The 14,072-nt window shown below is 61.2% G+C and carries 9 protein-coding genes; 8 read left to right on the top strand and 1 reads right to left on the bottom strand.

Annotated features, from left to right (window positions below):
- Window positions 1-30 precede the first annotated feature (30 nt).
- A complete protein-coding gene (locus FYJ92_RS12585; RefSeq protein ID WP_185261021.1) occupies window positions 31-4,083 on the bottom strand; it encodes an FtsK/SpoIIIE domain-containing protein in 4,053 nt (1,350 codons plus the stop codon).
- Between the two features lie 149 nt (window positions 4,084-4,232).
- On the opposite strand from FYJ92_RS12585, the gene FYJ92_RS12580 reads away from it, so the two are divergent.
- From FYJ92_RS12580 to FYJ92_RS12545, 8 genes are all read left to right on the top strand, one after another.
- Window positions 4,233-4,862, top strand: coding sequence for an acyltransferase (locus FYJ92_RS12580; RefSeq protein ID WP_185261020.1), 630 nt, complete (start codon window positions 4,233-4,235; stop codon window positions 4,860-4,862).
- Window positions 4,859-5,950 carry a DegT/DnrJ/EryC1/StrS aminotransferase family protein gene (locus FYJ92_RS12575; protein ID WP_185261019.1) on the top strand — a complete coding sequence of 364 codons (1,092 nt, stop codon included), beginning with the start codon at window positions 4,859-4,861 and terminating at the stop codon, window positions 5,948-5,950. Before FYJ92_RS12580 ends, FYJ92_RS12575 begins: the two co-directional genes overlap by 4 nt.
- Complete coding sequence (locus tag FYJ92_RS12570; RefSeq protein ID WP_185261018.1) at window positions 5,950-6,936, top strand: Gfo/Idh/MocA family protein; 987 nt, start codon at window positions 5,950-5,952, stop codon at window positions 6,934-6,936. The genes FYJ92_RS12575 and FYJ92_RS12570 overlap by 1 nt, the downstream gene beginning before the upstream one ends.
- 95 nt (window positions 6,937-7,031) lie before the next feature.
- A complete protein-coding gene (gene glf / locus FYJ92_RS12565) occupies window positions 7,032-8,219 on the top strand; it encodes a UDP-galactopyranose mutase (RefSeq protein WP_185261017.1) in 1,188 nt (395 codons plus the stop codon).
- A complete protein-coding gene (locus FYJ92_RS12560) occupies window positions 8,216-10,207 on the top strand; it encodes a glycosyltransferase (RefSeq protein ID WP_185261016.1) in 1,992 nt (663 codons plus the stop codon). The genes glf and FYJ92_RS12560 overlap by 4 nt, the downstream gene beginning before the upstream one ends.
- Window positions 10,208-11,077 (top strand): ABC transporter permease, encoded by an 870-nt coding sequence (locus FYJ92_RS12555; RefSeq protein WP_185261015.1) that lies wholly within the window; start codon window positions 10,208-10,210, stop codon window positions 11,075-11,077.
- Window position 11,078: 1 nt separating this feature from the next.
- Window positions 11,079-11,849 (top strand): ABC transporter ATP-binding protein, encoded by a 771-nt coding sequence (locus FYJ92_RS12550; protein ID WP_185261014.1) that lies wholly within the window; start codon window positions 11,079-11,081, stop codon window positions 11,847-11,849.
- Window positions 11,846-14,044, top strand: coding sequence for a hypothetical protein (locus FYJ92_RS12545; protein WP_185261013.1), 2,199 nt, complete (start codon window positions 11,846-11,848; stop codon window positions 14,042-14,044). Before FYJ92_RS12550 ends, FYJ92_RS12545 begins: the two co-directional genes overlap by 4 nt.
- Window positions 14,045-14,072 lie beyond the last annotated feature (28 nt).

Raw genomic sequence — 14,072 nt, 5'->3', positions numbered from 1 at the left:
CAGCTCATCCTGCTGATGGGCACGGGCTTTCTACGTGTCAGGAACCCAGCCCAGCTGGACCGGCACCGGCCTGCTGTTCGTTACCAGGACGCTGCGGCCCGGTGGCGGATTTGGCTCCGCGTCGAACCTGATGCCAAACAGGTCGCCGTCCATGAGGCTGCGCGGTGCAATCAGCAGCCCGGTCCCCGAACCCCGAGCGCTGAGCGCCAGGGGCACGCGCTGGACCAGCATCGGACTGAACCCGGCAGTGAAAACCACGCTGATCCCTCTGTTGTTCAGTTCCGTAAGGTCCTGGTGCGCTGACTGGGGCAGAAGGTCTGCGTCGTCCACAAGTGCGATGGCATGGCTGCCCACCGTGCCGGCGGCAGCCTTCTGAAGCGCAACGGACCAGTACTCGCAGGCGTCAGCGCCTGCATCTGGTGCCAGCCACTGTGCCGTCCCGGCGTTCAGCTCCGGTAACAGGCGCAGAAAGTTGGTCTTGCCGCCGCCGGGCCCTCCGAGCACGGCGAGAACTCCGCCTGCCGGAATCCGGACGGAGACCGGCGCCAGTTCGTCTCCGCCCAGCCCAATGACTAAGGTCCGTGGTCCAGGAGTCTCTGGATGAACCTTCGGACCGTGGGTTCCCGGCCGGGCCGGCAATTCTCCCTTATTCGGCATTGCACGTTCCATCATTTCTGTTATCGATACCTTGGCGGGCAGCGAATCCACACGGAAGGGCCGTCTGACAACTGCATGGCCGCCGGCTTTTCCTGGGTCAGTCCACAGAGATTCTTCGTCGTCGGACGTTGTAAAGAACTGGCAGACGGCAGATTTGCCTGCCGCGAGCGGTCCGAAGGCCACCGCCCGGCCAGGGACTTCAGACGTGGCGGGCATTTTCGGCCACGCGAGGCGGCTGTCGTCGTTTGAGCAGTATGGAAAGTAGAAACGGTTCGGCACTGAGGCGTAGAACCTGGCGGTCACCAGCTCTCTTTGTCCCGAAATGGCGACAATGATTCCTGCGCGGCTGCCATCCCGCAGAAGATCGTGGACCAGTTCTTCCGCCCAGGCCAGCGGCCCGGACCGGAAGGACGAAGCCCACGTTCCCCAGCCGGCGATAATCAGCAGCAGGGGAGTCCGGTGATGGTCGGGGGAGCTGCCCAGCCGAAGTGACAGCTCCTGTTTGAGGCGTTCGAGAATTCGGACGGCACGTCGAAGGTCTTGTGGACCGGCCTTGGCGCCAACGCGGCAGTTCGACTCGATGCCGTCCAAGGAACCGTCGGCGTCGAGGACGTAGAAATGCGCTTCGAACTGATGGGATGCGAGTCCGTTGACCATAACCTTCAGGGCGTCGGGCACGCCTGCCTCAGGGGCACCAACGAGTCCCAGATGCCCGTGTTCGAAAGGGAGCCAGTCGAGCGGTGCTGTCCGTTGCTGGTAGGGCAGGTCCATCATTCCGAGGCTTATGGCCCACCCCTGTGGGTTCCCGTCCCCGGGCTCGAATGCAGGGCCGGTCACGGCTGCAACGGGCGCCACCGGGCGTTGCAGGACGTGCGGGAGCGGGGCAGCCATGGGTGGCCTTGCCGGCTGCCCATCCATGCGGACCCAGAGGCTGGACGTCATGTCGACCATGGGCGCGGCCGCCATCGCGGGTGTCAGGTCTTCGTGGTCGTCCGCCGCGGGTAGTTCGCCGGTGGGGTCCTTGAGCGATTCCGAGGCTAGACGTACCCGCAGGCGGCCTGGAACGCTCCTGTCAGTCGGTTCCGTCAGGGAGGCAGCCTGGAACTCCTCTGGTTCTTCAGTGCCCCGCGCCAGGAAAGCGCGCCCTGGTGTATGCAGGCTGATGGCTGAAGCGGCCGCGGAATTGATGATGTCCATCGACTCCATGTCGGACTGGACGCGGAGGGCGATGCTGGTTGTGACGTTCGCCCGAATGTCGGCCGTCAGGGCGCCCTGCGGCCGCTGCGTCGCCATGATCAGGTGGATGCCCAGGGAGCGCCCGATAGCGGCGATCCTCATGAGTTCGGTCAGGGCTGTCGGCGCCTGCTCAACCAGCATCCGGAATTCATCAATGATCACAACTAGGTGGGGGAGCTGAGCATCCCGAGTCGTGCGGGAGGCCCGATATGAAGCCAGATCAGGCGCCTGGGCGGACGCCAGTATTCCTTCCCGCAGCCGGATTTCCGCCCGAAGGGATACCAGCGCCCGGTCGAGCTCGTGGCTGGCCAGATCGGTGAGCATCCCCACACAGTGTGGAAGGCCTTGCAGGGGCGCAAGCCCTGATCCGCCTTTAAAGTCGACAAACAGGAAATTAATGCGGTCCGGCGGGTGGCTGAGCGCCAATGCCGCGGTGATGCTGCGCAGCAGCTCGGATTTTCCCGACCCGGTGGTCCCGGCCACCAGCAAATGGGGCCCGTCGGTTTGGAGATCCAGATAGCGGGTGCCGTCGGCGGTTTGACCGATAGGCACGGGGAGTCCCGGTTCGTGGCGGGAAGCGGCCCAGCGCGCTGACGTTTCAGACTTGCTGGGGTTGAGCAGGTCGCGGAGCAGGCAAGTTTGCGGCACGATTGACGCATTGCTGTTGAAGGGCGCGGCAGCACGGGAAAGCAGGCGGCAAAAGCTGCCGAAGACGTCTTCCGGTGCCAGGTCCGGCACAAAACGAATGGGCCCCTCCGGTCCGTGCAGCTCTGCTATGCGTTCACCGAGTTCGATGTCCGCTGGTGCCACGGAAACAAGCCGGGTCCGGAAAACAATGACCTGCCAGTGGTTTTCCGCCGCGAGAGTTTTGATCCCGTCGTCCGCCGGGTCGCCGGCGTTGATCATCAGGAGCACGCCTTGTCTGGTTGCTGGGGCAGACTCCCTTGCCAGCGCGGCTGTTGCTGCGGCCTTCGTGGCCGTCAGCGTAACTCTGGGCAGGAACCGGGCGCTGAGTGGAAGCTGACCGGCCGGACCATGGACCACCACGCGCGTGCGGCCGGCCCGCGGGTAGCCCGCGAGCTGCATGATGAGCGACCGCATCAGACCTTCGAGGGACTCACCAGGGCCGCTGACAGTGGTCAAGGAATTGGCCGGATCGAGGGCCAGCGGAACAACTCCGGCCGACGGGACCCCCAGTCCAGGCGCGGCCGGCTCGAATCGGATATTTGCACGTTGGGCGGCCAAACCCACGCGTAACCAGATCCTATGTTCGCCGGGAGCCCGTTCATGCGAAGCGCCGGACGGCGGGCCGCTGACCACAAGATCGGACAGCGGTGGAGCAGCGCGTCGACGCCGCTCCTGGTCGTGGCGGACCGCGGTCGCCACCGCTGTGGCCAAGTCCCTGCGTTGACGCTTCCCGGAGACGACCGGCACAAGGACGGAGACCGCAGACACCGCGGTGAAGGCCAGGAACATCCACATCCCGGTCATGACAGCCAGCCCCACACCGATGACCAACGGCAGGACGGCCGTCAGCACGAGTGCGCCACGGTTAACGGCGTCGATGCGCCGTTGGATCAGAAGGGGCTCGTGTACGTCTGATCCTGCTTCTTCCAGCCTCACGCCGGGAGCATCCACGAAGATCAGCGACATCGTGGAGTTGCCGCAACGGATGACGGATCCGGTGGCCACCACCGTTTTTCTTACCCGCTCGCCGTCGACTTCCGTACCGTTGGCACTGTCAAGGTCCTCGATGGTGATGGCAGTTTCGGAAACAAAAATGAGGGCGTGTCGCCTGGACAGTTCAGAATCCGGGATAACGATGTCCGCGTTGCTTCGGCCGATGCTGTACGTTCCGCGCCTCAGGGGAACCACTGTCCCGGCGCCGGCGCCGCTCAGAACTGCAAGGGCGAGCGGCGCCGGCGGTCCGGAAGGCCGCCGCGACTTGCCTGCAAGGCTCCGCGTCCCGCCGTCGACGATCACCGCCCCGTTTACCAGCGGCGGCTCGCCCACCGTGAGGGAGGCGAGCATCACGCCGTCCACTGACAGGGCGCCGGTGCCGAACCTGGCCCCGAGTTCGGCCTGCAGGTCAGCACCGCAGGTGCCAATGGACGCGTCCACCGTGAGTTCCAGTGGTGTCCGGACCAGCCCACTACCGGGGCTGCGGACGAGCGTACACTCCAGCGGCATGATGTTGAATTCCTAACGGTTGGCTGTCCTACACTTCAACGCTAGCCACTGCATCCGAAGCCTGTCTCGACGGGCACACGCCATGTGGATAACGACGGTCCTGTGGTGCACCGCGTGTCGAGGGGCAACCATCCCGCCAGATAGGATGAATGACGTTGTCGTGTGCTTATGAGGAAGGACGTCCACGGGTGGTAGAAATTGCGGATAACGCCGATGTGTCAGCTGATGCGGTTGTTGGGGAGGGTTCCAGAATTTGGCATCTGGCCCAAGTACGCGAAAAGGCCCTGCTAGGCGCAAACTGCATTATTGGCCGTGGCGCCTACATCGGGACAGGAGTCACGATGGGCGACAACTGCAAAATTCAAAATTATGCTCTGGTATACGAACCAGCCCAATTGGGCGACGGGGTCTTCATTGGACCTGCCGTCGTGCTGACTAACGACACGTATCCTCGGGCCATCACGCCGGAGGGTGAGCTGAAGAGCGCACATGACTGGGTACCTGTCGGCGTAACCATCAAGCACGGCGCATCTATCGGAGCCAGGGCAGTCTGTGTGGCACCTCTGACGATCGGCCGCTGGGCAACAATTGCGGCCGGCGCTGTGGTCACCACCGACGTTCCCGACTTTGCACTCATGGTAGGGGTTCCCGCCAAACGTCGCGGTTGGGTCGGAAAGGCGGGGTTCCCGTTGGAGCGAGTCGGTGAGCAATGGGTCTGCCCTGAGACCGGTGCCCTGTATGTCGAAAACGACGAAGTTCTTCGAGAGGTTGAAGTATGAGCCAGGAATTCATCCCCGCCGCCAAGCCCATCATTGGCGACGACGAGCGCAAGGCCGTTGATGCCGTGCTGGCTACGGGCCAGCTGGCTCAAGGAACGGAAGTGGCCCTTTTCGAACAGGAGTTCTCCGACGTCCTGCTCGACGGGCGCGCTGCCGTGGCTGTCAACTCCGGAACGTCCGGGCTTCACCTCGGTCTTCTCGCGGCCGGAATCGGACCGGGGGATGAAGTCATTGTCCCCTCGTTTACGTTCGCCGCGACAGCCAACTCTGTCGCACTGACGGGTGCGACTCCGGTCTTCGCGGACATCGAGCTGGAACACTTCACCCTTGACCCATCCTCCGTTGAATCAAGGATTACTGACAAGACGGCCGGCATTATGCCGGTGCACCTTTACGGCCACCCATTTGACGTCCACTCCATCGGCGCCCTTGCGTCGAAGCACGGCATCAAGGTTTTTGAAGATGCAGCGCAAGCACACGGAGCTGCGGTGAACGGACAGAGGGTGGGAACATTCGGTGACTTTGCCATGTTCAGCCTTTATCCGACGAAGAATATGACCTCTGGTGAGGGAGGGATGGTCAGCACCGGTCTTCCGGATGTCGAGCGTCGGCTTCGTCTGCTTCGCAACCAGGGCATGGAACGCCAGTACGAAAATGAACTCGTTGGCTTCAACGCGCGAATGACCAACATTCACGCCGCCATCGGTCGCGTTCAACTGACAAAGGTGTTGGATTGGACGAGGATCCGCCAGGAAAACGCTGCATTCCTGGATGCCCATCTTGAGGGTGTCATCACTCCGACTGTGGCCGAGGGCTGCCAGCACGTCTATCACCAGTACACCATTCGGGTCAGCGAAGACAGGGACGGTTTCGCCAAAGCCCTGCGGGAGGAGTACAACGTTGGCTGTGGCATTTACTACCCGATTCCGAATAACCGGCTGGCCCCATTCCAGACAGACGACGAATTGCCGGCCACCGATGAGGCGGCAAGGACGGTTCTTTCCCTTCCGGTCCACCCTTCTTTGAGCCAGAACGATCTCGAGCGGATCGTTGCTGCCGTGAACGCAGTCGCGAAGGCAGGAAGCTGATGCCAAACTTGCGTGCAGGACTCATTGGACTCGGGATGATGGGCAGGCATCATGCCCGGGTGATCCGGGAGCTGGACGGCGTGGACCTTGTCGCCGTGGCAGATTCCTTCGGCGATCCGCACGGCGTGGCGGACGGCCTGACCGTCTGCAACGGTGTCGATGACCTGATCGCCCAAGGCATCGACCTGGCCGTAGTAGCAGTTCCGACCAATCTCCATGAGGCAGTGGCGGTGCAGTTGGCAGAAGCCGGCATCCATTGCCTGGTGGAGAAGCCTATTGCCGGTGATTCTGAGGCTGGCCGTCGGATTGCGTCCGCCTTCGAAAGCAGGGGGCTGATTGGTGCCGTGGGCCATATTGAGCGGTTCAATCCCTCCCTTCAGAGCCTGCGCGCGCGACTCGAGGCCGGGGATCTGGGCGATGTCTACCAGATATCCACGCGAAGGCAGGGCCCGTTCCCGGCGCGGATCGCAGACGTGGGCGTGGTGAAGGACCTCGCGACACACGACATTGATCTGACCGCCTGGCTTGCCCAGAAGAATTACGTCGATGTCGTGGCCCACACCACGTCCCGCAGCGGGCGCGAGCACGAGGATATGGTGACAGCCATCGGGCACTTGAGCGGCGGCGTCGTCACGAACCACATAGTGAACTGGCTCTCTCCCTTGAAGGAGCGCACAGCCATTGTCCTGGGCGAGCGGGGGGCGTTCATCGCAGATACGATCTCGGCCGACCTCACTTTTGTCGAAAACGGAACCTTCCAGACCGAGTGGGAATCCATGGCGGCGTTCCGGGGCGTATCCGAGGGATCCAGTATTCGATTCGCCCTGGCCAAGCGTGAACCCCTGAAAATGGAGCATGAGGCGTTCAGGGATGCCGTATTGGGAAAGTCAATGAACATTGTCACAATGGCCGAGGGGCTGGAGACCCTCCGTGTCGCAGAAGCGGTGCTGGAGTCCGCGAGGACGGGCAACGTCGTCAGGCTCTGAGCCCGGCAGAGCGGAACGTCGGCTGCTTCGTCGCGGTAACCTTGACCAGTAAACCCGGGCATAGCTGTGCCTGCAATCCACCACACAGGAGAGTCGTGAACGCTGACCTCGTCATTGTAGGGTCGGGCTTTTTTGGCCTGACAATCGCAGAGCAGGCCGCGACTGAGCTCGGCTTGAAGGTGGTGGTCATCGACCGCCGACACCACATCGGTGGGAACGCCTACAGCGAAAAAGAAAAGCAGACGGGCATCGAGGTGCACCGTTACGGTGCGCACCTGTTCCACACGTCCAATGAGCGGGTGTGGGAATACGTCAACCGGTTCACCGCCTTCACGAACTACGTCCACAAGGTCTATGGCGTACACAAGGGCGAGGTCTATTCCCTGCCCATCAACCTGGCCACAATTAATCAGTTCTTCCGTGCGAACCTCACACCGGGCCAGGCCCAGGCCCTGATCCAGGAACAGGCCGGAGAGCTCGCCGGGACGGACCCGCAGAACTTGAACGACAAGGGCATCCAGCTCATCGGCCGGCCGCTGTACGAAGCATTCATCAAGCACTACACCGGCAAACAGTGGCAGACGGATCCGAAGGACCTGCCCGCCGGCATCATCTCAAGGCTCCCGGTTCGGTACAACTACGACAACCGGTACTTCAATGACACATACGAGGGTCTGCCCACGAACGGTTACACCGCCTGGATTGAGAAGATGGCGGAGAATCCGAACATCGAAGTGCGGCTCAACACCGATTTCTTCGACGAAACGCACGAGTACAGCAAGGGCAACGTGGTCGGCAGGATTCCGGTGATCTACACGGGGCCTGTAGACCGCTACTTCGACTACGCCGAAGGCGAGCTTTCGTGGCGGACCATCGACTTCGAGGAAGAAGTGCTGGATGTCGGGGACTTCCAGGGTACGTCCGTGATGAACTACAACGACGCCGACGTGGCCTTTACGCGGATCATCGAACCTCGCCATTTCCACCCCGAGCGGGACTACCGGACTGACAAAACAGTTGTGATGCGCGAGTTTTCCCGCGCTGCCGAAAAGGGCGATGAGCCGTACTACCCGATCAACACGGCCGCAGACAGGGCGAGGCTGCTCAAATACCGTGATCTCGCCGCCGCTGAACAGAACGTGTTGTTTGGCGGGCGACTGGGCACCTACAAGTACCTCGACATGCACATGGCCATTGGCTCAGCCCTGACCATGTTCGACAACAAGATCCGGCCGCACTTCGAAAGCGGCGCCAAGCTTGAAAGTGGAGGAGTGGACGCATGAGCGCACACGAAGTAACCACAAACTGGGCGACAATCCAGCGCGTCATCCTGCCATCGCAGGACCAGCCAGACACAGTGTCCCTGTACGTCGATGCGGGAACGGCAAGCGGCATCCGGCTGCGCGAAAATGACGAGCTGGCCCGCACCCCCAAGCTGCCGGAACAAAAACTGCAGATGTTCAGTTCGGGAAGCCGTGAGGCACATTTCGAAGATTTGCTGTCGCGGCATTCAATGCGGGTGCGTTCGGGTGAGCAGATATCCTTCGGCACATACTTCAATGCTTTCCCGGCCAGCTACTGGCGGCGCTGGACCGATGTCCGTGACGTTCGACTGGTAGTCAGGACCAGCGGCACCGGAACTGTCACCGTATACAAGTCCAACGCACGAGGGTCCGTTCAGCGCGTGGATGGCCAACACGTCGACGGCACTGCCACGTCTGTCTTTGACCTCACGTTGAAGCCGTTTGGCGACGGCGGCTGGTACTGGTTCGACCTCGCCGCAAGTACGGGCGAACTCCTCCTGGAGAACGGAGAATGGCAGGCCGGGAGCAGCCGTGCTTCCAAGGGCCAGGTGACACTTCAGATCACTACCATGAATAAACCCGACTTCTGCCTGAACAATGCGCGCATCCTGGCAGAGAATCCCACCGTCCTGGAGAACGTCAAAGAGATCCTGATCGTGGACCAGGGCACACACAAAGTCGAGGCAGAGGACGGTTACGCCGCCATCAAAGACTCGTTGGGCGGAAAGCTCAGGGTCATTAACCAGGCAAACCTGGGCGGGTCGGGTGGCTTCGCCCGCGGGATGTACGAGTCGGTGGAGAACGGCAGTGACTACGTGCTGCTCCTGGACGACGACATTGTGGTCGAGCCCGAAAGCATAGTCCGGTTGCTGACCTTCGCCGACCACTGCAGGAAGCCGACCATCGTCGGCGGCCATATGTTCGACCTTTACAACCGCAGTGTGCTCCACACCTTCGGTGAGGTTGTGGATCCCTTCCGGATCGTCCCGGCGCTGCCGCACGCCGACATGGAAACCCGGCACGACTTCAGCATCTCCAACCTCCGCCAGACGGCATGGCTGCACCGGCGCGTCGACGTGGATTACAACGGATGGTGGATGTGCCTGATTCCCACTGAGGTCATCCGTGAGATTGGCCTTTCCCTGCCGCTCTTCATCAAGTGGGACGACGCCGAATACGGGCTCCGGGCGCGGGAAGCCGGTTTCGCGACGGTATCGCTCCCCGGTGCTGCCGTGTGGCACGTCTCGTGGATCGACAAGGACGACCTCGTGGGATGGCAGGCGTACTTCCACGAACGCAACCGCTTGATTACCACCTTGATCCACAGCCCGTACCCGAAGGGCGGCCGCGTCCTGCGGGAATCGGTTCAGGCCGACGTGAAACACCTCGTGTCCATGCAGTACTTCACCGAACATGGTCGGATCGAGGCTCTAAAAGACCTCTTCAAAGGGCCCCAGGAGCTCCACCGGGTGCTCGGCACCAAGCTGCCTGAAATCAACGCCTTGAAGGCCTACTACCCGGACGCGCAGTTGAAGGATGACGTCAACGACTTTCCCGCACCGAAACTGGGCCGCGGTCCCATGGGGGGAACCGTCGTCGGAATGCCCAGCAAGAAGCAGCTCATTCCCTGGGGTATCAAGACAGTTGCGCGGCAGCTGATCAAGGCATCGGGCCCAGAAAGCGGCGAGCGGCCGCAAGGATATCTTGCCCACCGGGATAACCGCTGGTTCCGGGTTGCCCACTACGACAGCGTGGTGGTGTCCAATGCCGAAGGAACAGGAGCTTCGTGGTACCAACGTGACCCGAAAAAGCTGAAATCGATGCTGACGGAGGCAACCCGGCTGCATCTGCAGCTCTTCCGTGAGTGGGACAAGCTCGCCCGGCAGTACAGGGACGCTGTCGCCGAGATCAGCTCGCTGGAGTCGTGGAAAAAGACCTTCGAAGCGAATTCCGAGGACAAAAGTTAGATGGTGGGCCAGATCGACCAGCTCATAAAGCCGGGGAGTGGGCGCGGTCTCCTCGATGTTTACGGGGACCGTTTCCTCCTGAAACTGCTGGTCCGCAAAGAAATCAAAGTTCGCTACCGGGGCTCCGTACTCGGGCTGATGTGGTCGTACGTTAAACCGCTCGTCCAGTTCCTGATCTACTTTGTGGCACTGGGCATCTTCCTCAACCTCCAGCGAGGGACGCCCAACTATGCGATCTACCTCTTTGCCGGAATCGTTTTGGTCAACTTCTTCACGGAATCGCTGTCCAACGCAACGCGTTCGATCGTGGACAACCGCGATCTCATCCGGAAGATTTATCTGCCGCGCGAACTCTTTCCTGTCGCGACTGTATGGGTTTCGGCGGCGCACTTTCTCCCTCAAGTGCTGGTCCTCATCGGGGCCTGTCTTGTGGTTGGTTGGACGCCGTCGGTCCTCCAGTTGGCAGCTGTTGTGCTGATATTCCTGATGGTTGCAGTTCTTGCTACGGGCTTGGGGTTGATATTCGGTTCAGTCAACGTCTATTTCCGCGACTCGGAGAACATCGTTGACATGATCGTCATGGTCGTCACCTGGGCCTCTCCGGTCCTCTACGTGTGGTCGATGGTTGAACGTGTTATGGGCCCCTGGTTCTGGATCTACCAGCTGAACCCTATGACGGTCGCCGTGGAAGTCTTTCACTGGGCATTCTGGGAACCGTCATTGAAGTCCGATCAGCTCGTCGGCGGAACGATGCCACCGGACCTGCTGACATTGTGGCTTCCGGTCGCCATGCTGACCACGTTGGTTATCCTCTTCGTCGGACAGTTGACGTTCCGTCGTCTCGCCATCCACTTTGCACAGGAGCTCTGACATGACGACGATTGGCCATGTAGCGATCAGCTGCATCGACCTGCGAAAGCAGTTCGTCCTTCGCCACACCAGGTCCCTCAAAGAGGCCCTCGTGTGGTTGGTCAAGGGACGGAAAGGCGACCTGTCCAAGAAGTTCCTGGCTCTGAAGGACGTATCGCTGGAAGTAAAGCAGGGGGAGACTGTCGCGCTCCTGGGCCTGAACGGCTCCGGAAAGTCGACACTCCTCAAGCTCATCTCAGGGGTATTGCAGCCCGACGGCGGAACAGTACGCACCCGGGGGCGGGTAGCCGGACTGATCGAGGTGGGTGCGGGCTTCCACCACGACCTCAGCGGCCGCGACAACGTATACCTCAATGGCGCCATCCTCGGAATGACCGAAAAACAGATTGACGAGATGTTCGACTCGATCGTGGAATTTTCCGAGATCGGGGAGTTCATCGACACAGAGGTTAAGTTCTACTCATCGGGAATGTACCTCCGGCTCGCGTTCTCCATCGCTGTACACACCGACCCCGAAGTTTTCCTTATCGACGAAATCCTTGCCGTCGGAGACGAACCTTTCCAGCGCAAGTGCATCGCGAAGATCAAGGAACTGTCGGCCAAGGGGAAGACGCTGTTCGTCGTCAGCCATGACCTGGATCTCGTGGCAACCGTCTGCGAACGTGGAATCCTCCTGGAGCACGGCAAAGTGGTGATGGACGGCGAAGTGCATGGCGTGGTCAAAGAGCTGCGGCGGCGCTCGGCCGAAGCCGAAGTCGAGGGCAGTTTGTGAGCCACGTGCCAATGCGGCGCGACCTTGCGTGGACCGCGGCAACTGTAGGCGCCACGTTGATTGGATCGTTGATCCCGCTCGTCACCAACAACAGGTTCTATTACTACGATGACACCCAGGCCGGGGCATTTGGAATCTGGTTTGAGATCGGCGCCAAAATCAGCTCGGGGGAGTGGCCCCTGTTTAGCGACAGTGCCTGGGGAGCAGGCAACTATGCGGCTGAGGGGCAATGGGGGATCTGGAATCCGCTGATTCTCCTGATCGGCTTGATAGCGAGCAAATCACCCAACATTGTCGTCTTTTCCACGATTCTCAAGATTACATTCCTTTGTGTCCTGGCGGCCGGGACGTTCCTGGTGGCCCGCCGCTACAAAGCCAGTCCGGAGTGGGCAGCCATCGCGGGCGTTGCCGTGACCTTGACCGGTTTCACCGTATACATGGATGCCGCCTCGTGGGTCACCGGGCTCATGGTGTTCAGTCTTTTACCGCTTGCGTGGTTTGGTCTGCATCGGATGGCCTTCGCGGGGGCCAACCCCATCCTTGCACTAGCGACGTCATACGTGCTGATAACCATCGGCTATGTCCACGGAACGCTCATGCTGGCCATCCTTTTCCTTGGGCTTCTGACTGAAGCCTGGGTCCACGCGTCACGCCGCGCCGCCCTCAGGCTCCTGCTGACAGGTCTGGTCTGTGGCACTGTGGCGCTGGCTGTCTATCTGCCCGGTGTCCTGACGGCCCCCGTAACGGCGCGGACCGGCGGCATCGTCAACAGCGGGTTCCTGACCCTCGACCTGACTGGGCTGGCCACAGCATGGGTGCCTGGGAGCCTGCCTCAGGTCACAGGCTGGTGGGGCGGCTTTGCGCCCGTGCCCCTCCTCTATGTGGCATGGTTCCTGCCCGCACTCGTCCTCGTTAATTACGGGCGTGTCAGGGGTGGCATCAAGGAGTTGGCTGCAATCGGTGTCTTCGGGCTGCTGTCGCTGGGGCTGACTTTGGCACCCAGTGACCTTGGACCCCTCCGCTTTCCTGTCCGGCTTATGCCCTACGTTTCCTTGGCGGTGCTCATCGGTACTGCCGTCCTCGTTTCACGCTACCGGGTCGCAGCTTTGAGCCGGGCACGATTGGCGTTTACTGCGGCTATTGTCGTCTCCGGTCTCTATCTGGCGTGGACCCAGTTTCCATCCTTCCGGTTGGCCGCTTCATTCGGCTTGCTATCCGTGGCGGGCATCGCAGTGCTGTACTTTTTCCTATACTCGGGCCGGGTTAGGGGTCGTTTCAGGACGCCGGCACTCACAGCTGCCGTTCCCATTCTCATCAGCCTCGTTATAGCAGGTGGGCAGCATGCGGCGTTCAAAGGCTCACCGCTGCCTGACTACCGGATGCCCGACGCATCGGCCGGGTACACCCAACAGCTTCCAGGTGCCAAAGGCGGTACCTTTGTGGTGGGAGATCCCACCGTACTCGGTATTGGAATCTGGGACGAGACCCTGGCATCCAACGCCTGGTACCTGAATCCAGCGGAGGTTCAAAACCTGTACTCGCCCATCATGTTTGCCGAGTACGCAGAGGATCTTTGTATCTCAAGCCACGGCTGGACCTGCGCGGCTGCTGGAAGAAAGCTGTTCGAAACCGATGAGACCACGGGCGATGTACTCGCGGATCTCCTCTCCTTGGATACCGTCCAGATACTCCGGGATCCGCAGCCTCAGGCCAACGACGCCTTTCGGGACACCCCGCCCGCGGGATGGCATGAAACCAGCCGGTCAGAAAATTCTGTGATGTGGGCCCGGAACATGCCACTGCTGAACACAGGCCAGGTTGTCTGGGCTTCCGCTGGCGCGGACCTGACGGTGGTCTCAGAAAGCAGTCAGGAAGTGGTGATTAGGGTGAACAGATTGGACGACGGCGCAGGAAATGCCGTTCTTAGCAGGCTGGCGTGGCCCGGCTACACTGCCGAAGGTGCGAGCCTGGCAGCGCCGCTACGGGGCTACCTTGTGGGTCTCGACATTCCCGCCGGCTCCGAGGGTAAGGACATCGTCCTTCGCTTCAGTCCACCCGGCTGGCCAGTTGTCATTGGAAGCATTATTTTCGCTGTTGCTGTCACTGTGTTCTGGAGTGTCGCCGAGGCACTAACGGTTCGACGGCGGCCCCGGAAAATGACCGGCGCCACGCTGCCCGCAGCCATCTCACCTTAAAGTGAAGAACGTTCGGAGGGGCCTAGCC

It is taken from the genome of Pseudarthrobacter sp. NBSH8, from assembly GCF_014217545.1.
Lineage (GTDB): Bacteria > Actinomycetota > Actinomycetes > Actinomycetales > Micrococcaceae > Arthrobacter.
The sequence above is the reverse complement of the archived record's forward strand: the minus strand, read 5'-3'. Positions and strand labels throughout refer to the sequence as shown.

Excerpts from the sequence above, each read along its gene's own strand:
- FYJ92_RS12585 (WP_185261021.1), bottom strand. The coding sequence starts at position 4,083 with ATGCCGCTGGAGTGTACGCTCGTCCGCAGCCCCGGTAGTGGGCTGGTC.
- FYJ92_RS12580 (WP_185261020.1), top strand. The coding sequence starts at position 4,233 with ATGACGTTGTCGTGTGCTTATGAGGAAGGACGTCCACGGGTGGTAGAA.
- FYJ92_RS12575 (WP_185261019.1), top strand. The coding sequence starts at position 4,859 with ATGAGCCAGGAATTCATCCCCGCCGCCAAGCCCATCATTGGCGACGAC.
- FYJ92_RS12560 (WP_185261016.1), top strand. The coding sequence starts at position 8,216 with ATGAGCGCACACGAAGTAACCACAAACTGGGCGACAATCCAGCGCGTC.
- FYJ92_RS12550 (WP_185261014.1), top strand. The coding sequence starts at position 11,079 with ATGACGACGATTGGCCATGTAGCGATCAGCTGCATCGACCTGCGAAAG.
- FYJ92_RS12555 (WP_185261015.1), top strand. The coding sequence starts at position 10,208 with ATGGTGGGCCAGATCGACCAGCTCATAAAGCCGGGGAGTGGGCGCGGT.
- FYJ92_RS12570 (WP_185261018.1), top strand. The coding sequence starts at position 5,950 with ATGCCAAACTTGCGTGCAGGACTCATTGGACTCGGGATGATGGGCAGG.